At 70.4% G+C, this 21,641-nt stretch carries 20 protein-coding genes, 1 tRNA gene and 1 pseudogene; 9 read left to right on the top strand and 13 right to left on the bottom strand.

From position 1 onward, the window contains the following. Positions 1-261: 261 nt before the first annotated feature. The 3 genes from BJ998_RS11715 to BJ998_RS11705 all read right to left on the bottom strand — a co-directional run bounded on the left by BJ998_RS11715 (position 262) and on the right by BJ998_RS11705 (position 1,945). Positions 262-822 carry a serine hydrolase gene (locus BJ998_RS11715; protein WP_184861088.1) on the bottom strand — a complete coding sequence of 187 codons (561 nt, stop codon included), beginning with the start codon at positions 820-822 and terminating at the stop codon, positions 262-264. 86 nt (positions 823-908) lie between these two features. Then, positions 909-1,382, bottom strand: a complete 474-nt coding sequence (gene bcp, locus BJ998_RS11710; protein WP_184861086.1) for a thioredoxin-dependent thiol peroxidase — start codon at positions 1,380-1,382, stop codon at positions 909-911. A gap of 35 nt (positions 1,383-1,417) precedes the next feature. Then, positions 1,418-1,945, bottom strand: coding sequence for a hypothetical protein (locus BJ998_RS11705; protein ID WP_184861084.1), 528 nt, complete (start codon positions 1,943-1,945; stop codon positions 1,418-1,420). 308 nt (positions 1,946-2,253) lie between these two features. Here BJ998_RS11705 and BJ998_RS11700 point away from each other — a divergent pair, with 308 nt between their 5' ends. Next, positions 2,254-2,853: a TetR/AcrR family transcriptional regulator gene (locus BJ998_RS11700; protein WP_312890056.1), complete on the top strand. Its 600-nt coding sequence runs from the start codon at positions 2,254-2,256 to the stop codon at positions 2,851-2,853. Here BJ998_RS11700 and BJ998_RS11695 read toward each other — a convergent pair. Further along, positions 2,825-3,451 carry an alpha-ketoglutarate-dependent dioxygenase AlkB family protein gene (locus BJ998_RS11695; RefSeq protein ID WP_184861082.1) on the bottom strand — a complete coding sequence of 209 codons (627 nt, stop codon included), beginning with the start codon at positions 3,449-3,451 and terminating at the stop codon, positions 2,825-2,827. The two genes, BJ998_RS11700 and BJ998_RS11695, sit on opposite strands and share 29 nt — an antisense overlap. Before the next feature lie 163 nt (positions 3,452-3,614). After that, positions 3,615-3,688: transfer RNA gene (locus BJ998_RS11690), tRNA-Leu, on the bottom strand. Positions 3,689-3,786: 98 nt separating this feature from the next. On the opposite strand from BJ998_RS11690, the gene BJ998_RS11685 reads away from it, so the two are divergent. Then, positions 3,787-4,008, top strand: coding sequence for a DUF3618 domain-containing protein (locus tag BJ998_RS11685; RefSeq protein WP_184861080.1), 222 nt, complete (start codon positions 3,787-3,789; stop codon positions 4,006-4,008). Positions 4,009-4,061: 53 nt separating this feature from the next. Here the strand turns inward: BJ998_RS11685 and BJ998_RS11680 are convergent, their stop codons facing one another. The 4 genes from BJ998_RS11680 to BJ998_RS11665 all read right to left on the bottom strand — a co-directional run bounded on the left by BJ998_RS11680 (position 4,062) and on the right by BJ998_RS11665 (position 7,984). Next, positions 4,062-4,670 (bottom strand): TetR/AcrR family transcriptional regulator, encoded by a 609-nt coding sequence (locus BJ998_RS11680; protein WP_184861078.1) that lies wholly within the window; start codon positions 4,668-4,670, stop codon positions 4,062-4,064. Positions 4,671-4,725: 55 nt separating this feature from the next. After that, positions 4,726-5,115: a hypothetical protein gene (locus tag BJ998_RS11675; RefSeq protein ID WP_184861076.1), complete on the bottom strand. Its 390-nt coding sequence runs from the start codon at positions 5,113-5,115 to the stop codon at positions 4,726-4,728. 119 nt (positions 5,116-5,234) lie between these two features. Beyond that, entirely contained in the window at positions 5,235-7,268 is a 2,034-nt protein-coding gene (locus tag BJ998_RS11670; RefSeq protein WP_184861074.1) for an MDR family MFS transporter, read from the bottom strand. A gap of 113 nt (positions 7,269-7,381) precedes the next feature. Next, entirely contained in the window at positions 7,382-7,984 is a 603-nt protein-coding gene (locus BJ998_RS11665; protein ID WP_184861072.1) for a TetR/AcrR family transcriptional regulator, read from the bottom strand. Between the two features lie 121 nt (positions 7,985-8,105). Between BJ998_RS11665 and BJ998_RS11660 the strand changes: the two genes are divergently transcribed. The 4 genes and pseudogenes from BJ998_RS11660 to ybiA all read left to right on the top strand — a co-directional run bounded on the left by BJ998_RS11660 (position 8,106) and on the right by ybiA (position 13,435). After that, a complete protein-coding gene (locus tag BJ998_RS11660; protein WP_184861070.1) occupies positions 8,106-9,188 on the top strand; it encodes an MFS transporter in 1,083 nt (360 codons plus the stop codon). An 820-nt stretch (positions 9,189-10,008) separates the two neighbouring features. Next, positions 10,009-11,061: pseudogene (locus tag BJ998_RS11655) on the top strand (glycoside hydrolase family 27 protein); the annotation flags it as partial. A gap of 207 nt (positions 11,062-11,268) precedes the next feature. Then, positions 11,269-12,249, top strand: a complete 981-nt coding sequence (locus BJ998_RS11650) for an alpha/beta hydrolase (protein WP_184861066.1) — start codon at positions 11,269-11,271, stop codon at positions 12,247-12,249. 91 nt (positions 12,250-12,340) lie between these two features. Further along, on the top strand, positions 12,341-13,435 hold the full coding sequence (ybiA, locus tag BJ998_RS49120) for a riboflavin biosynthesis intermediates N-glycosidase (protein WP_312890054.1): 1,095 nt from the start codon (positions 12,341-12,343) through the stop codon (positions 13,433-13,435). Positions 13,436-13,691: 256 nt separating this feature from the next. On the opposite strand, the gene BJ998_RS11635 is transcribed toward ybiA, so the two are convergent. Continuing rightward, complete coding sequence (locus tag BJ998_RS11635) at positions 13,692-14,270, bottom strand: TetR/AcrR family transcriptional regulator (protein WP_184868598.1); 579 nt, start codon at positions 14,268-14,270, stop codon at positions 13,692-13,694. Between the two features lie 110 nt (positions 14,271-14,380). On the opposite strand from BJ998_RS11635, the gene BJ998_RS11630 reads away from it, so the two are divergent. Beyond that, a complete protein-coding gene (locus tag BJ998_RS11630) occupies positions 14,381-15,874 on the top strand; it encodes a flavin-containing monooxygenase (protein WP_184861065.1) in 1,494 nt (497 codons plus the stop codon). A 413-nt stretch (positions 15,875-16,287) separates the two neighbouring features. Here the strand turns inward: BJ998_RS11630 and BJ998_RS11625 are convergent, their stop codons facing one another. Continuing rightward, a complete protein-coding gene (locus BJ998_RS11625; RefSeq protein ID WP_184868597.1) occupies positions 16,288-16,758 on the bottom strand; it encodes a helix-turn-helix domain-containing protein in 471 nt (156 codons plus the stop codon). A 161-nt stretch (positions 16,759-16,919) separates the two neighbouring features. On the opposite strand from BJ998_RS11625, the gene tatA reads away from it, so the two are divergent. Beyond that, on the top strand, positions 16,920-17,183 hold the full coding sequence (gene tatA / locus BJ998_RS11620; protein WP_184861064.1) for a Sec-independent protein translocase subunit TatA: 264 nt from the start codon (positions 16,920-16,922) through the stop codon (positions 17,181-17,183). A gap of 19 nt (positions 17,184-17,202) precedes the next feature. Here tatA and BJ998_RS11615 read toward each other — a convergent pair whose 3' ends face one another. Together BJ998_RS11615 and BJ998_RS11610 are read right to left on the bottom strand one after the other, a co-directional pair. Continuing rightward, a complete protein-coding gene (locus BJ998_RS11615; RefSeq protein ID WP_312890052.1) occupies positions 17,203-18,696 on the bottom strand; it encodes an LCP family protein in 1,494 nt (497 codons plus the stop codon). Between the two features lie 156 nt (positions 18,697-18,852). Continuing rightward, the gene (locus tag BJ998_RS11610; RefSeq protein WP_184861063.1) at positions 18,853-19,836 is read right to left on the bottom strand and encodes a hypothetical protein; all 984 of its coding nucleotides are present in this window, start codon (positions 19,834-19,836) and stop codon (positions 18,853-18,855) included. 140 nt (positions 19,837-19,976) lie between these two features. Here BJ998_RS11610 and BJ998_RS11605 point away from each other — a divergent pair, with 140 nt between their 5' ends. Further along, positions 19,977-21,608 (top strand): S53 family peptidase, encoded by a 1,632-nt coding sequence (locus BJ998_RS11605; RefSeq protein WP_184861062.1) that lies wholly within the window; start codon positions 19,977-19,979, stop codon positions 21,606-21,608. The last annotated feature ends 33 nt before the right edge of the window (positions 21,609-21,641 follow it).

Raw genomic sequence — 21,641 nt, 5'->3', positions numbered from 1 at the left:
GACGCCACCGCGAGGTGGATCGGGGGCACGCGAAAGGGACCGCCGACCGTGTCATTGCCGAGGGGTCGAGCGGCGAACGGGAGTGGGGGCTGTCAGCCCGTACTCAACCGCCCCTGGTCGGGAAGTGGACCCGCAGGACGAATTTGGAGGGACGCTCAGGACCGCTTGGTGTGGAGGAACCACACACGGCGTATCACCCTCTGCGTTGAACCGGGGCGGCCATTCGCCAGCCCTCGGCGCCAGCTTACCCCAATCGGGGGTTCACAGCCCGGGTGCGAGTGCGGTGACCTCGTCGTTCACCGCCGCGGCGGCTGTCGCCCAGTCGGTGCCGACCGGGAAGGAAGCCAGCACCACCACGACAAAGCGCCAGCCGTCGCCCACCAGGCCGCTGGTGTGCAGGACCACATCCCGTGGGCTCTCCGACCAGCCCTGTTTCACCGCCCACGGCCGGGGCAGCACGCCGGGGATGCCGAAGTACTGGTCGAAACCGTCCGAGCCGTGCCGGGGCGCGGCGGCCAGCGCGTCCAGGATCAGGTCGCGCCACGCCGCCGGGGCCTTCTCCAGCACGTGCCGGTACGTCGCGACCACGTCGGCGATGCCCAGCATCGTGTCGCCCCAGCGGCCGACGATCTCCGGCGGCCGGGCCGCCGGCAGCGCCAGCCGTCGCGCCGTCCGCGTGACGATCTCCGGGCCGCCGTCGGCGTCCCACAGCTCGTTGGCCACGTCGTCGTCGCTGGCCGACAGCATCCGCCGCAGCGCGTCGCGCAGCGGCGGCGAGTCCGGTCGCCGCTCCACCACGTCCAGCGCGATCAACAGCTTCACCAGCGAGGCGGACCGGAAGCTCAGCTCCGGCCCCTGCCAGCGCAGAGCCCGATCGCGGGACCGGTCGAAGACGGCTACTGCCCGGCTCAGATGCCGAGATCCTTGCGCAACTTGGCGACGTGCCCGGTGGCCCGCACGTTGTACGACGCCTTGGCGATCTTGCCGTCGGCGTCCACGACGAACGTCGACCGGATCACGCCCATCACCGTGCGCCCGTAGTTCTGCTTCTCGCCGAAGGCGCCCCAGCGCTGCATCACCGACTTGTCCGCGTCGGACAGCAGCGGGAAGGTCAGCCCCTCGGCGTCACGGAACTTGGCCAGCTTCTCCACCTTGTCCGGGGAGACGCCGAGCACGGCGAAGCCGGCGTCGTTGAACTCGGCGAGGTTGTCCCGGAAGTCGCACGCCTGCTTGGTGCAGCCCGGCGTCATGGCGGCCGGGTAGAAGTACACGACGACCTGCCGCCCGCGGTAGTCGGACAGCGAGACCTTGTTGCCCTCGCTGTCGAGGAGCGTGAAGTCCGGCGCGGCGTCGCCGACGGCCAGTCGCGTCTGCTCAGTCATACCGGCGAACGTAGCGTGCCGGCCTGACGAAGCGGCTAAGCGGTACCCGCGAACGCCGCCGCCGGCACCGCGTCGACCACGTCCGGCTGCACCAGGATCCGCAGGTCGGCGGGCTGTTGCGGCATCGCGAAGGCCACTGTCAAGCGGACCGACTTGCCCGGCGCCAGATCCTCCTGCGCGGCCACGTAGCCGCCCAGTCCCTGCGCCGGGTCGACGACCTCCTGCGCGGGCTGGTTGCCGAGCGTCGCCTTCACCGCCAGCTGCGACGGCTTGTACGTGGTGGCCGTGCCGTTCTCCACCGTCAGCTCGAACACCGCCGCCCGGGCCGCCCGCGGGTAGGCCGTGCTGCTCGGCTGCAGCGACCGTGGCTGCGAGATCGTGATGGCCAGCCCGTTGGGCCAGGTTCGACGGTCCCCGAACGCCGCGTCCAGCGCCCGCGCCGCCTGGCTCACCGTCGGGTTCGCGCTGCTCTCCACCGCCGACAGCTGGGGACCGCCCGCCGTGCCGCACCCGGCCAGCAGCGCCGCGAGGCACGCCGCCCCGACCAGCCTGACGATCCGCACTTCCGCTCCCCTCCGACCAACCCCTCCACCTTGGCCGCCATCCGGGTGTCCGGGCCAACCGGTTACGACAGTCGAGGCACACCTGGTGCCAGGACGTGGCCAAGCCGTAACCGATTGACGACGGAGTGTGGGCGGGCCCACAGACTTCCTGTCGCATTTCCCGCGTTGGTCCACTTGGTGACGCCCGCAAGTACGGGGTTCGCGAGGCCCCGCCGGTGCCTGATCCGGCCAGGGAAGGCACCGGCCCCGAAGGGGCCGAGCCCCGCGCGGAACGCGCGGCATGGACACCGCGGCTTACAGTCGTGGGCGTGACTTCAGCTGACCCCGCCGTCGCCGGCCGCCCGCTGCGTGCCGACGCCAGGCGCAATCGCGCCCGGGTGCTCGAGGTGGCCCAGCAGGTGTTCGCCGAGGAGGGCCTCGCGGTCCCGATCGACGAGATCGCGCGCCGGGCCGGGGTGGGGGTCGGCACCGTCTACCGGCACTTCCCGACGAAGGACGCGCTGTTCGAGGCGATCATCGTGGAGCGGCTGCGCGGGGTCGGCGAGGCCGCTCATGAGCTGGCCCAGGGGCCGGACGCGGGCCGGGGCTTCTTCGCCTTCTTCGAACTCATGGTGCGCGACGCCAGCCTGAACAAGGCCCTGTTCGACGCGCTCGCGGCCAGCGGCAGCTTCAACCAGGAGCTGACGTCGGAGGCGCGGCAGGTGATGATGACCGGCCTCGGTGAGCTGCTGGCGAAGGCCCAGGAGGCCGGCGAGGTGCGGGCCGACCTGACGGCGGCCGACGTGAAGACGTTCATGGTGGGCTGCCTGGCGATGGCCCGGCAGGGCACCGCCGATCCCGGGCTGATCGTCGGCGTCGTGTGCGACGGCATGCGGCCCGTCAGTCCAGTCCGGACACCCGAAGGGTGATGTTGAGGCGACCGGTTATCAGCCCGGTGGCGGGGTCACCGGTGCCCGGCAGTGTCTTCGTCACGCCGTGATAGGCGAACCGGGACGGTCCGCCGAACACGAACAGGTCCCCGGAGCGCAGTTCGACGTCGGTCCACGGGCGGTTGCGGTTTTCGGTGTTGCCGAACCGGAACACGCAGCTGTCCCCGATGCTCAGTGACACCACGGGTGCATCGCTGCGCTCGTCCTTGTCCTGGTGCATGCCCATCTTCGCGGCCTGGTCGTAGAAGTTGACCAGGGCGATGTCGGGTCGGTGGGCGGGGTCGCCGACGGCGCGGCGGCCGAGGTCGGCGAGCCAGTCAGGCAGCGGCTTCACCGGGGATCCGTCCTCGGTGGTGCGGCTGTAGCGGTACGGCGTCCAGTGCCAGCCGAGGCACACGGTCTGCACGGACATCACGCCGCCGCTGGGCAGCCGCGTGTGCCGCATGCCCGCCGGCGGCGCCGCCCATTCCCGGCACGCGGCCACCAGCCGCTGCTGCTCGTCCAGGCTCAGCCAGTCCGGTGTGTGCACGGCCCCGGGGGCGATCTCCACCCGCTGCCGCCCGAACATCGATTCCATCTGCGCCGCTCCTCCGCCGACCGGAGGCAACCCCCGACCCGCAGGTCGTAGTCGCCCCGGTCCGCGGGACACAGCCCCGCCTCGGGGGTGCGGGGGTCGCCCCCACATCCGACGCCGAAGCGACCAGGTGAGCGCCCTCCGTGAGCACACTTCACCCATCGCGTAGGGCCGGTCGGACTCGAACCGACACTGGCACGGACCTAAACCGTGTGCCTCTGCCAATTGGGCTACGGCCCCCTGCCCGTAAGCCTAGCGGGCGGCGTCCGGCGGGCCTGTCGAACGGGTCCTAACGTGGTCAACTACGGTGGTTCAGGCACGCACGGCGAGGAGGACTAGTGGCTCGCGATCCCGACACCATCCAGCGCGAGATCGAACAGGCGCGTGATTCGCTGGCCGCCACCCTGGACGAGTTGGTCGTGAAGGCCAATCCGAAGCAGTACGTGGACCAGGGCAAGGACGCGGTCCGCTCCCGGCTGTCCGATCCGCGGGTGAAGTACGCGTTGATCGGCGTCGGGGTGTTGGTCGGTGTCCTGGTGGTGCGCAAGCTTTTCCGCTGACGTCACATGCACAGAACCCCCGTCCGCGACCGCGCGGGCGGGGGTTTCGTGCGTCACGGCCTCAGCAGCGGCAGCAGGACCTGGTCGACGAGCCGGTCGACGAAGGTGGCGTCGAGCGGGTCGCCGGTGAGCATCAGCCGGTACGTCAGGGCCGCGCCGGCGAGTTCGACGGCCATGCCGCGCGGGGCGTCCAGCCGGACCTCGCCGCGGGCGGTGCCCCGGTCGAGGATGCCGCGCAGCACATCGCGCTGGGCCACCAGGAACGTCTCCCGGAACGCGGTGGCGAGCTCGGGCTCGTGGGGGAGTTCACCGACGAGCGCCTGCGCAGCCTTGCCGGTGGGACCGGACAGGAACGCGGCGAAGGCGCTAAGGAACTCGTGCAGGTCGCCGGTGAGCGACCCGGTGTCGGGCTCGGGGATGTTCTGGTGCACGAGCTGGTTCACCGTGTCGATGACCAGGTCGAGCTTCGACTCCCAGCGCCGGTAGATGGTCGCCTTGCCGGCGCGCGCCTTGGCGGCCACGGCGTCCATGGTCAGCGCCCGGTAGCCGACCTCGGCCATCACCTCGAGCGCGGCGCGGCGCAGCGCCTCGTCGCGGGTGGCGTCCCTCGGCCGGCCGCGGGCGGCCGCGTTTGCCTGCTCCGCGTACGACGTTGTGGCCAAGACCAGCCTCCCGATACGGCAACGGGGTCGCCCTTCGGGATCATCCTAGGTGCAATCAGCCGGTCGGGTGGCTGGAGTTCCCCGGCTCCTCGGTTTCGTCGGCGAGCTCGGACAGATCCATCTCCTGGGTGTTCTCCCCGACGCGCGGCGGGTCCCCGGCGGGCGTGTCGACCGCCGGCTCGGGCCGGGGCAGCGTGCTCAGGCCGTGCCGGGCGTGCAGGTACGCGGTCGTGAACGCGAAGGCGTCGCCCTCCAGCAGGTGCACCACGGTCGGCTTGCGGTCGCTGTCCGCGCCGGTGAGCTGCTCGACCATCTGGTCGGCCCGGTCGCGCGCGGCGATCAGACCGGGCGCCTGCTCGGTCAGCACCGTGCCGTCGGACTCGATGTTGACCGTCCAGTCCTCGCCCTGTGGCCGGTAGTTCACCAAGATCGGTGTCGCGCCCATCCTCGTTCACCCTCCCCGTCGTGCCGCGGCCTCCCCGGTCGGCGGAGCCGCGCAGGTGAAACGCGGCACCGTCGAACGCATGACGACGTTACATCGTTCGGGTGACCGCCATCCGTGTCTTACACCAAAGCATGCCGACCTTGTCGCTGTTCATCGCCCGCCTGTTCGATCATCCGGGCCGCCACCCGGTCGATCGCCGCGTCCAGATCCGCCCGGCTCTCCTGCCGCCAGTCGGACAGCCGCTCCACGATCCAGTCCCGCCAGGCGAGGGCGAGCCGGTCGAACTCGGCGCGGCCGCGGTCGGTCAGGTCGAGCTCCTCGCCGCGCCGCTCCAGGTAGCCGCTGAACTCCAGCGCGAAGAACGCCGGCTCGAACACCTTGCCCGGGATGCGGTGCCGCTCGGCGATCGCGGCGACGGTGGCCGGGCGGTGCAACTTGTGCTGGAACTTGACGCGCATGAGGCACCAGACGCCGCCTTCGTCCAGGCTCGTCCCGGAGCGGCCGAGGATTTCCGGCGCGGCCTGCCGGCGTTCGCGGTACATCAGCGTGGCGATGGCCCGCTCCAGTTCCCGGTCCGAATCCCGGGCCTCGGGCATCGCGAAGCCCTCGCCCATCTCCGGCGCGCTGGCCCGGGAGGTGTCCCGCAGCGGCATCTCCTTGAGGAAGAACGACACCAGCAGCGCCAGCACGCCGACCGGCACCGCGTAGAGGAACACGGTGTGCAGCGAGTCGGAGTAGGCCTGGACGATCGGCGCGGACACGGCGTCGGGCAGGGCGTGCAGCAGCGACGGCACGGCCGTCACGTGCGGGTCGACGCCCGGCGGCAGCGGATGCGTGGCCAGGGTTGTCGCCAGGTTGGTGGCGAGCTGGCTGGAGTAGATGGAGCCGAAGATGGCGGCGCCGAACGAGCTGCCGATGGAACGCAGGAACGTCACGCCCGAGGTGGCCACGCCCAGGTCGGCGTAGTCGACGGTGTTCTGCACGGCGATCGTCAGCACCTGCATCGCCAGGCCGATGCCGACACCGAGGACCAGCATGTACACCGAGGACAGCACGAGCCCGGTCGCCGGCGTGAGCAGCGACAACAGGTACAGGCCGGCGCTGATGCCGAGGCTGCCCAGGATCGGGAAGATCTTGTACCGACCCGTCCGGCTGACGACGTTGCCGGAGAAGATGGAGGCCACCAGCAGGCCGATCACCATCGGCAGCAGCCGAATCCCGGACGTGGTGGCGGACGTGCCCTGTACGTACTGCATGTACGTCGGCAGGAACGACAGTGCGCCGAGCATGGCGAAGCCGACGATGAAGCTGAGGATGCCGGACACCGTGAACACCGGGTTGCGGAACAGCCGCATCGGCAGCATCGGTTCCTTGGCCCGCAGCTCGACGGCGACGAACAGGCCCAGCAGCACGACCGAGCCGACCGACATCCAGATGATCTCCGGCGAGTCCCACGCGTAGGTGCTGCCGCCCCAGCTGGTGACCAGCGTCAGCCCGGTCACGGCCAGGCCGATCAGCAGGATGCCGAGGTAGTCGACGACGGGCTTGAGCGCGGACTTCGCCGCGGGCATGGCCACCGCCGCGACCGCGAGCACCACCACGACCAGCGGGATGTTCACGTAGAACGCCCACCGCCAGGACAGGTGGTCCACGAACAGGCCGCCGAGCATCGGGCCGACGACCGTCACCACGCCGAACACCGAGCCCAGCACGCCCTGGTACTTGCCGCGGTCGCGCAGTGGGATGAAGTCCGCGATGAGCGCGGTGGCCGTGACCAGCAGACCGCCGCCGCCGATGCCCTGCACCGCCCGCCAGATGATCAGCCACGTCATGGAGTCGGCGAAGCCGCTGAAGAACGAGCCGACGCCGAAGATCACCACCGACAGCTGGAACATCAGCTTGCGGCCGAACAGGTCGCCGAACTTGCCGACGATCACCGTCATGATCGTCTCGGCCAGCAGGTAGGCGGTCACCACCCAGGACAGGTGGCCCGCCCCGCCCAGGTCGCCGACGATCGTCGGCAGCGCCGTGCCCACGATGGTCTGGTCCAGCGCGGCCAGCAGCACGCCGAGCAGCACCACACCGAAGATCGCGTTCGTCCGGCCGCGGCTGACGCTCGCGGTGTCCGGTTCGACAGCGGTGGTGGCAGCCATTGTCGCCCCCTCGTCCGGGTCGGTTCCGACTTCACCGCACCGGGCGGACCGCCGCAGCGGACATCACTCGGACAGGTGAGATCACCACTCCGAGAGTACAGAACAGTTCTGTTCTATTCCCGGTGATCCCCGATACCCAGCAGCGGCGCGAGCAGGCCGTCCACGATCCGGTCCACCAGGTCCTCGGTCAGCGGCTGGTCCTTGAACAGCACGTTCGTGATCGCCAGCGACAGCGGCAGCTCGGCCAGCAGCTCCAGGTCGACGCCCGGCGGCAGCTCGCCCCGGGCCTTCGCGGCGTCGAGCACCTCGGCCATCGGATTGGTGCCGCCCTGGCCGAGCTGCTCGGTCATCAGCCGGGCCAGCTCGGGGTCGCGCCGGCTGCCCTCCAGCAGCGCCAGCAGCAGCCCGCGGCGATCACCCGGCATCTCGGCCCGCAGCCACCGCTTGGCCAGCTCGCGCACGTCGCCCAGGTACGACCCGGTGTCCGGCGCCGTCATCTCGACCCGGTTGGCGTCCAGGGCCGCCACGATCAGGTGCGCCTTGGACGGCCAGCGCTGGTAGAGGCTGCCCTTGCTGACATGCGCCCGCTGGGCGACGAGGTCCATGTTGAACCGCTCGTAGCCGACCTCGGCCACCACGTCGATGGCCGCGGCCAGCACCTCGGCGAGGCGCTCCGGGGTGTCGAGGGGGACGCGTCTGCGCGACGGGGAGGACATTCCGGGAACGGTACTTCCACGCCGCCGGCCGTGACCGGGCATGGGGCGGCCCGTTCGGCGTAGCGTGGACGGCGGTTGTCACCCGAACAGTTCAATTGCCGCTACGGAGCACATAGCCGCCATGTCGGACATCCTGATTCGCCGCGCCGCGGCCATGCTGGGCGGTTTTGTCGTCGGCGCGTGCGTGTTCTCGATCGCCGGCCTGATGCCGTCGCTGACCATCGAGCTGGACGTTTCCGACGCGGAGTCGGCGCAGCTGGTCACCGTTTTCGGATTGGCGGGTGCACTGGCCCTTCCACTGATCGGGCGGATCGATCCACGCCGATTGCCGCTGATCGGCCTGGTCGTATTGGCCATCGGGAACGGGCTTTCAGTATTCGCCGAACATTTCGTTCCGCTGCTGACCTCGAGAATTGTGCTCGGAATCGGCGCGGCCTGTGTCGTGCGGGCCGGCGGCCGGGGCTGGGCCGGCGGGCTGGCCGTCGGGGTCGCGCTCGGGGCTCCGCTGGCGGCCGTGATCGCGGACCAGGCCGGCTATCGGACGGTGTTCGTGCTGCTGGCCGTCCTCGCCGCGATCGGCGCCGCCGATGCGCTACTCGGCGTGCCGATGTCCACGATCGATCGACACCCGATCGGTGATCCACGAGTGCTGCTCACCGCCGGACTGAAGGTGATCTTCCGTGTCGGGCTGTTCGCCGTGTTCACGCTGCTCACATCGGTGCTGGCGGCTGTTGAGGGCATCCATGGCCCGGCCGTCGACGCGCTGTTCCTCGCGTTCGGTCTGGGGCTCGTGACCGGCGTGCTCGGCGGGCGGGGACGCGGTACGAGGGCGGTCTTGCTTGCGTCGGGCGCACTCTCGGCGGCCCTCGCGGCGGCGCTGCCGCTCCTGCACGGCTCGATGGCCGGCACGGCGGTGGTGCTCGCGTGTTGGGGCGCTTCGGCCGGCGCGGCGGACGCCGCGATGCGTGGGGTGATCGCCGATCCAGTGCTCGACGAGACGGCCGGCTTCCTCGGCGTGGGCCTGTCCGGACTGGTCGGCGGCGCGGTGCTCGGCACGGCCGGACCGGACGCGTTGCCGCAGGTCGCGGCGGGTTTGACGGTGGTTGTGGTGATCACGGCGATGGTCGGGCTGACGTCGAGCTCCCGGCGAGAGGGCCACCGTGGCCCTGGGGCCCTCTCCACCGGAAGTCAGGACGCGCGGTGAGCTGCCGGCGCCGGCTCAGCGGTTGGGATTGACCGCCGCCCGGCCTGCGGTGGAAGCCGCCCGTCTGAGTTCGCCGTCGCGTCCTCGAGCCGGTGGTTCCGTCAGTCGCGGGTCCAGGTCTGCTGTCATAGCACCTCCTGTGTTATCGGTTCCCGGCCGGCATGGCAGGGGCTGCAGCGCGGGGTAACCCCGCGTCGTGGCGAAGACACATTCGTCACCCGAGAAGGTGAAGGGTGGCGTTAACCGAAAGGTGGGCGGCCGTCCCGATCGGGAGATCGACGAGGTCGATGTCCTGCGGGGCCAGTGGCATGGCGCGTGTCACCCTTTCGACTTCGTGCGGTCCGCGCGAGCGGATCCGTGTCGGACTCATTGAGCCACCAGACGGCGGCCGCCTCAATACTCCATTTCGTTAAGGGACAACTAACTCATCGGTGTAGTAGCACCGGGTTTGACCACGAAGCGAGTGCGCAGCGTCACCGTGCGCGTTCACGGCCTCACCCGTTCGGCGCAGTCGTTCGGATCCTTCGTAACTACCGGCGCGTAGCCCGACCGGAGCAGCGGGAGCTCCGATGTCTGCCGGCGAAAGGTGGCATATCGACCACCGGTCCTTGTGCTCATGCAGCGGACCTCCTACGTTTTGACCTGGTCGCCTGTCGCCGCCGCGCACGCCGAAGCCAACGAGCTGGAGGAACGAAACGTGCGCAGGACTGTGCTGACCGCGCTGGCCGCGGTCGTGGCGCTGGTCGGGTCGGGGGTGCTCGGGGCCACCGCAGCCACCCCGGCGCTCGCCCTGGACAACGGCCTGGCCCTCACCCCGCAGATGGGCTTCAACAACTGGAACCTCACCCAGTGCGGGTCCCAGTTCAACGAGGCGTTCGTCGAGGGCATCGCCGACACCCTCGTGTCGACCGGCCTCAAGGACGCCGGCTACCAGTACGTGAACCTGGACGACTGCTGGGCGCAGTCGAGCCGGGACAGCAAGGGCAACCTGGTGCCGGACAAGAAGCGTTTCCCGCACGGCATCAAGGCCGTCGCCGACTACGTGCACTCGAAGGGCCTGAAGTTCGGGCTGTACACCAGCGCCGGCACCAAGACGTGCAACAAGGCCGGCTTCCCCGGCGCGCTCGGGCACGAGAAGCAGGACGCCGCGCTGTGGGCGTCGTGGGGCGTGGACTACCTGAAGTACGACAACTGCAACAACCAGGGCCAGGACGCCAAGAAGCGCTACACCGCCATGCGCGACGCGCTGGCCGCCACCGGCCGGCCGATCCTGTACTCGATCTGCGAGTGGGGCCAGAACCAGCCGTGGACCTGGGCCGCGCCGGTCGGCAACTCCTGGCGCACCACCGGCGACATCAACGACTCGTACTCGAAGATGCTGTCCATCTACAAGGCCAACATCAAGCTGGGCAAGTACGCCGGGCCCGGGCACTGGAACGACCCCGACATGCTCGAGGTCGGCAACGGCGGCATGTCCGACACCGAGTACCGGAGCCACTTCACCCTGTGGGCCATGATGGCCGCGCCTCTGCTGATCGGCTCCGACATCCGCAAGGCCTCCGCCGCCACCCTCACGATCCTGCGCAACGCCGACGTGATCGCCCTCGACCAGGACGCCAAGGGCGTGCAGGGCAACGAGATCTCGTCCTCCGACGGCCTGCACGTGATCCGCAAGCCGCTGGCCAACGGGGACACCGCCGTCGCTCTGTTCAACGAGACCGGCAAGACCGCGAAGATCTCCACCACGCTGTCCGCGGTCGGCGTCTCCTCGGGCACGCACACGCTGACCGACCTCTGGTCCAAGGCGAAGTCCACCAGCAGCGGCACCATCAGCGCCTCGGTGCCGGCCCACGGCACGGTCGTCTACCGGGTCCACTGACCAACCCGGCCGCGGGCTGAGCGGCGTTCGAACTCGATCACCGACTACCCGGCTTGACACGGCGGAAGGGCGTGTTCCTGGCGGCCAACCCCCAGGAACACGGCCCTTTTCGCCGGCGTTCACTCCGCCAACCCGGTGCCGTTCTGTCCCGCCCCGGACAGGATCGGCGGGATCGCCGGGTTCGTGTGCCACGGTGTAGCCATGCGGACACGTGCGGTGATCTGGCGCCTCCTCGCCGGGGTGGCGTTGACAGTGGCCGGCCTGGTGGCGGGCTCGGTCGCCTCGATCGCGGGGGCGGCGCAACAGGTGACGGCCGACGACGGTGCGACGGTCGTCGGCCAGACCATGGTCGCCCCGCGGACGCTGGACCTGACCATCCAGTCGCCCGCGCTCGGCCGCACCGCGATGACCCGGCTGCTGCTGCCGCCGGACTGGGACGCCCGGCCGAACACCCGCTGGCCGGTGCTGTACCTGCTGCACGGCTGCTGTGACAACTACACGTCGTGGACCCGTGAGACGGACGTGGCGGCGCTGACCGCCGGCACGGACGTGCTGGTGGTGATGCCCGAGGCGGGTCCCGACGGCTACTACTCGAACTGGCTGAGCGGCCCGGCCTGGGAGACGTTCCACACCGTCGAACTGCGGCAGCTGCTGGAACGCGGCTACCGGGCCGGGCAGCGGCGCGCGATCGCGGGGCTGTCGATGGGCGGACTCGGCGCGTTCGACTACTCGGCGCGGCACCCGGGCATGTTCCAGGCGGCCGCCTCCTACAGCGGGGCGCTGGACACCACGCTGTCCCAGGAGGCGATCAACCAGGTCACCTCCGTCGTGACGAGCAACGGCCACGATCCGAACGCGCTGTGGGGCGACCCGGTCAAGCAGCGGCTGGTGTGGGCCGCGCACAACCCGCTCGACCTGGCCTTCGCCTTACGTGGCACGAAGTTGTTCATCGCCTCCGGCAACGGCGAGCCGGGCCCGCTGGACCCGCCCGGGACCGGGTTCAACCAGAGTGAGGCGTTGCACGGCGCGGAGACGTCCGCGCTGGTCGACCGGTTGCGGCTGCTGCACATCCCGGCCACGCTCGACATGTACGGGCCGGGCACCCACACCTGGCGGTACTGGCAGCGGGAACTCCACACGTCCTTCCCCATGCTGATGGCCGCGATCGGGGTGACGCCATGACCTGACGTCGTCCGATGTGGACGGATGCGCCGAGTACCGCAAAAGCGGTGGGACCCGGGCCGCCGGTTCCGGTAGGACAGCACGTGTGGTGATGCTCAGCGTCGAAGACCTGGTCCGGGCCGAGGCCGCGGGGCAGCGGCTCAAGTACGTCTACTTCTGGGGACACGAGCCCCGTCGTGACGGTCGGATCGGCGCCTCGTGCCTGAGCCAGTGGTGGCCCGCAGAGTTCACCGTCGACGGGCTGACGTTCCCGACCGCCGAGCATTACATGATGCACCGCAAGGCATTGCTGTTCGGCGACGAGGACACGGCGGCGCGGATCCTGCGGGCGCGGCACCCCAACGAGGCCAAGACGCTCGGCCGCGAGGTGCGGGGCTACGACAACGAGGTCTGGGACGCCAACCGGTTCGACGTCGTCGTCGCCGGCAACCTGGCCAAGTTCGGGCAGCACGCGCTGCTGTGCCGGTACCTGCTCGGCACCAGCGACCGGGTGCTGGTCGAAGCCTCGCCCCTGGACCGGATCTGGGGCATCGGCCTCACCGCCGACGACGATCGCGCCGCCTCGCCGTCCACGTGGCTCGGCGCCAACCTGCTCGGCTTCGTGCTGATGGCCGTGCGCGAACAACTCGTCGGCGAGAGTCTCATCGGTGGTCGGGAGAAGCGGGACATCACCATAGTCGAGTACGACCCGGCTTGGCCCGCCCGCTTCCGCTCCGAACGGGCCCGCATCCGCAAAGCCTTGAGGGACAACGCACTACGCATCGACCATGTCGGCTCCACCGCCGTGCCCGGCCTCGCCGCCAAGCCCGTCGTCGACATCCAGGTCAGCGTCGCCGACGTGGAGAGGGAGGACGCCTACCTGCCGCAACTGGAAGCCGCCGGCTACCACCTCCGGGTGCGCCAGCCCGACCATCGCATGGTCCGCACCGAGCAGCTCGACGTGCACGTCCACATCTGCCCGGCCGGCGGCCGCTGGGAACGCGACCACCTCCTGTTCGGGGACTGGCTCCGGGCCACCCCCGCCGACCGCGCCGCCTACGAGAAGCTCAAGCGGGAACTCGCCACCCGGAAGTGGTTCGACATGAACCAGTACGCCGAGGCCAAGGGCGACCTCATCGACGAGATCCTCGGCCGGGCCAAGGAGTGGGCGGACCGCACGGGATGGACGGTGGCCCACCCGCGCTGACGGGCTCCACCCGCACCGGCCCGCCCATGCCACCGGCCTACGCCCCCGCGCCGGCCAGCCGGTCCGAGGAGCGAATGGTCTCCTCGGCAGCGGCGACGACCGCCTGCGCCGTTGAGCTGCGCTGCCTCGCGCTGGCTGGCTGGTCCGGGGAGCGGATGGTCTTGTTGGGGGTGGTGGCGGACTGCCTGCGCCGTGACCTGCGCCCCCGCCCAGTGGTTGGGTCCGTGCCAGTGTCGGTTCGAGTCGTGCCGGCCGGTCAGTCGCCCGCGCGTGAGGACAGGCCGGTCCACACCGCCGTCATCAGCAGGTCGGTGGCGCGTTCCGGCGTGACCTCCGGGCGGCGCTCGCACCACTGGGCGAGGCGCTCGCAGGAGCCGACGAGGATCTCGGCGGCGGCCTCCAGTTCGAGGGGGTCGACGCCGGGCAGGGACATGGCCATCCAGCCGATCATCAGGTCGGTCTGCTGGCGGCGGATGGCCTCGATCTCCTCGACCGCCGACTGCACGGTCACAGCGGCCTCGTGGCGGAGCAGGCCGTAGGACTGCCGGCGCTCGGCGATGAAGCGGAAGAAGGCCAGCAGGCCGAGGCGGAGCATGTTCTCGGGGCTGTCGGCGCCGATGACGGCCTGCTCGGTGGCCTCGCGTAGCTCGGTCCGCGCCTTGTCGATGCAGCCGACGAGCAGGCCCTCCTTGGAGCCGAAGTACTCGTAGAGCATCGGCTTGGACACACCGACCCGCTCGGCGATCTCGTCCATGGACGCCGCGAGGTAGCCCCGCTCGGCGAAGACCTCCTCGGCCACCGCCAGCATCTGGGCCTTGCGGGCCGCGCGGGGCATCCGCCTGCGTCGGCCGGTGTCGGCTGCGCTCGTCACGACCGGAGTCTACCCAAGGTAACCTACTCGTAGTAACCTACTGGCGAGTTAAGGTCGACGGAGGGATTCGGGACATGGGCGGGCAGGACACCAGCGTCGTCATCATCGGCACCGGGTTCTCCGGGCTCGGCATGGCCATCCAGCTCAAGCAGGCCGGCCGGCACGACTTCGTCATCCTGGAGAAGGCCGAGGACGTCGGCGGCACCTGGCGGGACAACACCTACCCGGGCTGCGCCTGCGACATCCCCTCCCACCTGTACTCCTTCTCGTACGAGCAGAACCCGGAGTGGAGCCGGCTCTACGCGGGCCAGCGGGAGATCTGGGACTACCTGCGGATCTGCGCCGACAAGCACAACCTGCGCGAGCACATCCGGTTCGGCGTGAAGGTGATCGGCGCGGCCTTCGACGACGACAGCAAGCGGTGGACCGTGCGCACCGAGGGCGGCGACAGCTACACGGCCGACGCCATCGTGGCCGGCATCGGCGCGCTGCACATCCCGTCCGTCCCCGACCTGCCCGGCATCGAGCGCTTCCAGGGCGAGAGCTTCCACTCGGCGCAGTGGAACCACGACTACGACCTGACCGGCAAGCGTGTCGCCGTCGTCGGCACCGGGGCCAGCGCCGTCCAGTTCGTGCCGGAGATCGCCAAGCAGGTCGAGCACCTCACGCTGTTCCAGCGCACGCCGGCCTGGGTGATGCCGAAGGCCGACCGGCCCGTCAGCAAGATCGAGAAGACGCTGTTCCGGAACCTGCCCGCCACCCAGTGGCTGCGCCGGACGGCGCTGTTCTGGGCCTTGGACTCGCGGGCGCTGGCGTTCACCTTCAACCCGAAGCTGATGAACTTCGCCTCCCAGCCCGTGCGCAAGCAGATCAAGGAGCAGGTGCACGACCCGGAGCTGCGGCGCAAGCTGACGCCCGACTACACCATGGGCTGCAAGCGGGTGTTGATCTCCAACGACTACTACCCGACGTTCAACCGGCCGAACGTGGAGCTCGTGACCGAGGGCATCACCGAGGTCCGGGAGCACTCCGTCGTCACCGCCGACGGCGTCGAGCACGAGGTCGACGCCATCATCTTCGGCACCGGCTTCCACGTCACCGACGCCTTCGACTACCTGGACATCAAGGGTCGCAACGGCGTCGACCTGACCAGCCAGTGGCGGGAGAAGGGCCTGGAGACCTACCTCGGCATCGGCGTCTCCGGCTTCCCGAACCTGTTCTTCCTGCTCGGCCCCAACACCGGCCTCGGCCACAACTCGGTGGTGCTGATGATCGAGGCCCAGGCCCGCTACGTCCTCCAGTGCCTCGAGCTGCTGGCCGACCACGACGTCGCCGCCATGGACGTCCGACCCGCGCCGCAGCGCCGGTTCAACCTGGAGATCCAGCGCAAGCTGCGCAAGGGCGTGTGGAGCGTCGGCGGCTGCAAGAGCTGGTACCTGGACTCGGCCGGGGTGAACCGCACCGTCTGGCCCGGCTTCGTCTGGCAGTACGTGCTGCGGACGAGGAAGGTCGAGCTCGCCGACTACGAGCTGCTGGCCGCGACCCGCACCCCGGCCTCGGTCGGCTGACCGGGGAAGGGGCGGTCAGCCGGGCAGGCCCGGCCGGGCTGCCAGAGCGAGGGATTGGAGGCCGGCGCGGCGCGAGTGGGTCAGCCGGTCAACTGGGGCAGGAGCTGGGAGGCGATCGTCGGGGTATCGGCCTCCCGACAAAGAAGCCGGCCGCGGGTCTCACCGCGGCCGGCTTCTTGTCGTCTGGGGCCGGCCGGTATCGCCGCGCAGGAGGCCCGATCGGGCGCCCCCAATGCCACATGCGCGCCGGACTTGCCTCTGTGCGGCACGTGCGGACCGCATGTGACGAGGAATGGGGGTGTGTCGGAAGTCGACATTCGGCGTGACGCTGGGCGGCACTCGCGGGGCGTGCGGAGCTGGCCGGTCGCCGAGGACGTGCGGGGCTGACCGGTCGCCGAGGAGAGGGCGACCGGTCAGCGGGTCATGACCTGGCGCAGGCGGCCCATGAGGTCCACCGTGTCCACACCGCAGAGCTCGGCCAGCTGTTCCAGGGCGGGCAGGTCGAGCTGGACCTCGGCGGTGCGGGCGTTGGCGGCGCGGAGGCGGTCGCGGGCCCAGCGGCGCAGGGGGAGCAGTTCGGGCTGGGCGTCCTCGACCACCCGGGAGAGCTCCAGGCGGATGTGCTCGCCGGGGGCGTCGGTGAAGATCCGGCCGTGGACCCGGGCCAGCAGGTCATGGGGCATCGCGTCGAGCGCCAGGCAGATCTCGGCCAGCCGGACCACCGAGCACTGCCTGGTGCCCAGCTCGTAGGTGGCCAGCGTCTGCAGCGAGACCTCGGTCTGCAGCTTGCCCTGCAGCACCTTCCTGGTCCAGCCGCGTTGCTTGCGCAGCTTGCGTAGCTCGTCGCCGAGCACGCGCTGGTATGTCATCGGGTCGATCCGCACGATGGTGAGAGCGTGCACGGGACGGTTCATTACGCGGTTTGCGAGAACTTTTCGGAGCACGTGTCAGCCGAACGGGTGAGAGGTGGCCGAGGGGCAACCACCCGGTGTCCGGCCGGTTGGCGGGCTTGTTCCCGGCCGCGCGTGGGTTACGCTGGACGGCGATGCCATTCAACTTTTTCACCCCAACGCACCTGGTCATCATCCTCCTGGTGATCGTGGTGCTGTTCGGCGCGAAGAAACTGCCGTCCGCCGCTCGCGGCATCGGCCAGTCGTTGCGGATCTTCAAGGCTGAGATGGGCGCGAAGGACGGCAAGGCCGAGGACACGGCCCCGCCGGCCCCGCCGCAGCAGCTCAACCAGGCTCCGCAGCAGCCCAGCGCCCCGCAGCACAACACGACGACCCAGCAGGGCAACGTCCAGTCCTGAGCCGGCGCTCAACTACCCGCTAGTTGACGCAGGTGACGCCGTCCGCCGTGATCGGCGCGTCGGATGAGGTGGTAGGAGCGGCCCTGACGGCCGCCCCGTTCAGCATCAGCGAGCCACCAGCGGCCCAGCCCTGGGCCCCGGGTCCGCGATAGTCGCTGCCCAGGTAGACCTCGACATGGCCACCGGCCAGGCTGGGTTCCTGGGACACGTCGATGCCGCCGCCGAGGTCCGCGGCGACCTTGCGCGCGTCGGCCTCGCCGCCGGTGCCGTAGGTGACCAGGGTGGTCGACCGCGCGGCCGTGTTCCCGGTGTCGCCGCGCCCGTAGCCCTTGGTCACGAGCTGGTCCATGGCGCGCCCGGCCAGCCCCGGCACCCCGGCTCCGTTCAGCACGTCCACGGTGATCGCGGGCGGCGCCTGCGTGGTGGTGGTCGCGGTGAGCCCGCGCACGAAGTCCCGCACCTTGAACGGGTCGACCTTCACGGCGTCGCCGTCGTGCGGCGTCTCGTACGACATGTTCTCGACCGGGATGGTGGTGAACTGGGTGCTGCCGCCGGTCAGGCCGCGCAGCTGCTGGGCGAAGCCCACCAGGTCCCAGCCCTGGTCCAGGACCACCGACTTCTTGACGGCGTCGGCCAGCGCGGCCAGCTTGCCGGTGTCGGTCAGGGTGCCGGCGGACAGCACCTTCCGCGCCATCCCGGCCATGAACGCCTGCTGCCGGTGGATCCGGTCCAGGTCGCCCTTGGGCAGCCCGTGCCGCTGCCGCACGAACGCCAGCGCGGCCGCCCCGGACACGGACTGCTCGCCGGCCTGGAAGTGCGCGCCGGAGAAGTCGTCGTCGACGGCGGCCTTGAGACACACCTGCACGCCGCCGATGGCCTGGGTGATGTCGTAGAAGCCGGCCAGGTTGATCTGCGCGTAGTGGTCGACCGTGACGCCGGTGAGGTCCTGCACGGTCCGGATGGCGGTCTTGGCGCCCTCCTGGTTGGACTGCACCTCCAGCTGCGCCCCGGACATGCCCTGCTGCCGCAGGCTGCCCATCACCGCGTTCTTGCCCCAGGCGAACGCTGAGTTGATCTTGTGGGTGCCGTGCCCGCCGGCGATGTCCACGTACGAGTCGCGCGGGATGGAGATCGCCGTCGCCCGGCTGCCGCCGTTGGGGATGTGCACCAGGATCATCGTGTCGGTGTTGGACTCGCCGTCGTCGCCGCCGGCGTGCAGCTGGGCCAGCAGCTCCGGGGACAGCGAGTTGCCCTGCGCGTCCGTCCGGCTGTCCATGCCGACCAGCAGGATGTCCTCCGAGCCGTCCGCGGGCGACTCGGTGCTCGTGCCGGACTCGATGACGTCCGCGGTGGTCAGGCCGCTGTTGATCTGCTGCAGCTGGGTCCAGCCGAACCAGGTCAGCAGCAGCGTCAGCGCCGACGCCGTCGCCACGGCGATCTTGGCTTTGCGCAGGCCGTTGGCGGGCCGGGGCGGGCGGCGGTAGGAGCCGCTGTACCGGTATCGGTTGTCCACGCCTGCCCCTTCCCGCGCCGGGGCCGCGCGCAGCGCCCCCGATGCCAAGACGTGACGTGACGTGGGAGGTTGCCGACCGGCCCGCACCGGTTCTATACCCGGTCGCGAAGATCGGCTACCGGACGCGGCCAGGAGCCACCCGGATGTGTCGTGGGGTCACTCCCACTCCCAGCGCAGGCCGTAGAGGCCGGCGGGGATGTCGACCAGCGCGACGTGCACGCTGCCGTTGGGCTCGATGCGCTGCTCGGCCTCCTCGCGGCGGTTGCGGCCGCGGGCCTGCTGCTTGGCCTGCGGCTGCCACACGGGGTAGCACCGCGCCGGCACCGCCTTGGGGTGGAACACGACCTGCAGCACGCACTCCCGGGTCGGCTGCCGGAAGCCCAGGGTCAGCTCGGTGGTGCGCACCTTCGGGTTGACGCCGCTGATCTCGTACTCGGCCAGGTACGTCTCGCCGATCGTGAGCTTGCGGTGGAACAGCAGCTCGGCGGCGGTGACGTCCTCCTCGGCGTCGTACACGGTCCGACCGAGCACGCAGTTGACGCCGGCGGTGAACACCGGGCTGCCGGCCTCGGGGTCGTCGCCGACGTTCATCACCAGCATCCGGTCGGCGCCGTCGGCCCGGGCCCGCAGGACCCGCCGCACGGCCATCCGGTAGCCGCGGCCGTCCTCGTCCAGGTAGAGGTCCTGGTGGTGGCTGAGGGTCTCCAGCCGCTGGTTGGTCTCGGGGTCGATGGTGTCGGACACCATCTGCAGCGTCCGGTCGCTGTGCCCGAGCTCGGTGTACGGCACGGAGCCGGGCACGTGGTTGGCCCAGCGGCCGCGCGGCCGGGCCGGCCCGAGCAGGCTCATCAGCGAGCCGGGCGGCAGCCCGAGCACCCTGTCCAGGCTGCGCACGGTCTCCAGCGAGCTCGCCCGCTCGGGGCGGCTGCGCCCGCGCTGCCAGTAGCTCAGGCTGGCCACGCTGACCTCGTGCCCGCGAGCCTGCAGCCGACGCTGGATGGTCTCCAGGCTGAGCCCGCTGGCGGCGATGGCGGCCTGCAGCGCCAGGTGGAACGGCCCTCGGCGGAGCACCTCGGCCAGCTCGTCCTCGTGCTCCGGTCCGGGGCCGAGATCCAGTGCGGTGGCGAAGGTGCGGGTCACGCGGGTACCTCCAAGCGGCGACGGTCCGTACGCGGTGTGCCCGAAGCCGAGCGGGCAATTGCACCCGTTCGCTCAGTGCCTACGTCGGACTGGTCTATTTTAGGGGCGCTGAGTGATCGATACCACTCGAAGGAGTGCAAGTGGCCCTGTCCCGTCGCACCATGGTCGCGATCCTCACCGCGGGTTCGTTGTCGCTGGTCAGCGTGGGTGTGCCCGCGCTCGCCCAGCCGACGCCGGCGTTCTCGCCGCTCGTGGCGAGCGTCGTGCCCGGACTCGACAGAGCGGTGAGAACGGGATCGTTACCCGGGTCGCAAAGCGTTTCTGTCGCGGTCAGCCTGAAACTGCGCAACCAGTCCGAACTGGACCGGCTGCTCGCCGACCAGGCCGCTGGCCGTGCCAAGTACCTTACGCCGCAACAGTTTCGGGATCGTTTCGGACCGACTCAGGCCGATGTGAACCGGGTCACCGACTACCTGCGCTCGCGCGGCCTCAAGGTCACCGGCGTCAGCGCGAACCGGCTCGCGGTGGACGCCACCGGCACCGCCGACCAGCTGAACGCCGCGTTCAACACCTCGCTGGCGCGCTGGCACGACGCCGGCCTCGGCCGCGACTTCACCGCCGCCGACTCCACGCCCAAGGTGCCGACCACGCTGTCCGCCGTGGTCAGCGGTGTGACCGGGCTGGACGAGCACTACGTGCCGCAGCGGCGCACCGCCGAGGTGTCCGGGCCCAAGGTCGGCAGCGGCCCCGGCGGCGGCTACACGCCGTCAGAGCTGCGCTCCGCGTACGGATTGGCCGGGTTGGAAGCCGACGGCTCCGGCCAGACGCTGGCGCTGTTCGAGTACGGCAAGTTCGACCAGGCCAACATCGACACCTTCGACCACCAGTACAACCTGCCGACCTCGCCGCCGGTGGTGAAGAACATCGACGGCGGCAACACCGACGGCGACTCCGCGCAGGCCGAGGTGGAGCTGGACATCGAGGTGGCGCACGCGATCGCGCCGAAGGCCGACCTGGTCGTCTACACCGCGCCGAACACCACCTCCGCCGAGGTGGACATGTGGAACGCGCTGGTCGCGGACAACGTGCCGGTGGTGTCGTCGAGCTGGGGCCTGTGCGAGTACGACCGCAGCCTGGCCTCGATGCAGGCGGTGGACGCGGTCGCCAAGCAGGCGGCGGCGCAGGGCATGACCTTCTTCGCGCCCTCGGGCGACGCCGGCGCCTACGACTGCGAGCGGGACGCCAACACCCAGCACGCGGGCGACCTCGCGGTGGACTTCCCCGGCTCGAACCCGTACGTGACCAGCGTCGGCGGCACCAAGCTGACGCTGAACACCGACGGCACGCGGGCGTCGGAGACGACGTGGAACCAGGGCGGCGGCTGGGCCGGCGGCGGCGGGCAGTCGATGGTCTTCGACAAGCCGCTCTGGCAGGGCGGCGACGGCAAGCGGCAGGTGCCGGACGTGTCCGCGGCGGCCTCGGGCGGCGAGTACTCGGTGTACATCCAGGGCGCGTGGGGCCGCAACGGCGGCACCAGCGCGGCGTCCCCGCTGTGGGCGGCATACCTGACGCTGATCAACCAGCGCGCCGGCGTCCTCGGCAAGCTGCGGATCGGCCAGCTCAACCCGAAGCTGTACGCGCTGGCCGGTGCCGCTGTCAACGACGTGACAGTCGGGGACAACCGCTTCTATCAGGCCGGTGCGGGCTTCGACATGGCCTCCGGCTGGGGCACCCCCAACGGCATCACGCTGTGTGACGCCCTGCTGGGCTGAGCGAAGATCATCGTTACCCGTCTGTGGCGCACG

The organism is Kutzneria kofuensis (assembly GCF_014203355.1).
In the GTDB taxonomy this organism is placed as follows: domain Bacteria; phylum Actinomycetota; class Actinomycetes; order Mycobacteriales; family Pseudonocardiaceae; genus Kutzneria; species Kutzneria kofuensis.
The sequence above is the reverse complement of the archived record's forward strand: the minus strand, read 5'-3'. Positions and strand labels throughout refer to the sequence as shown.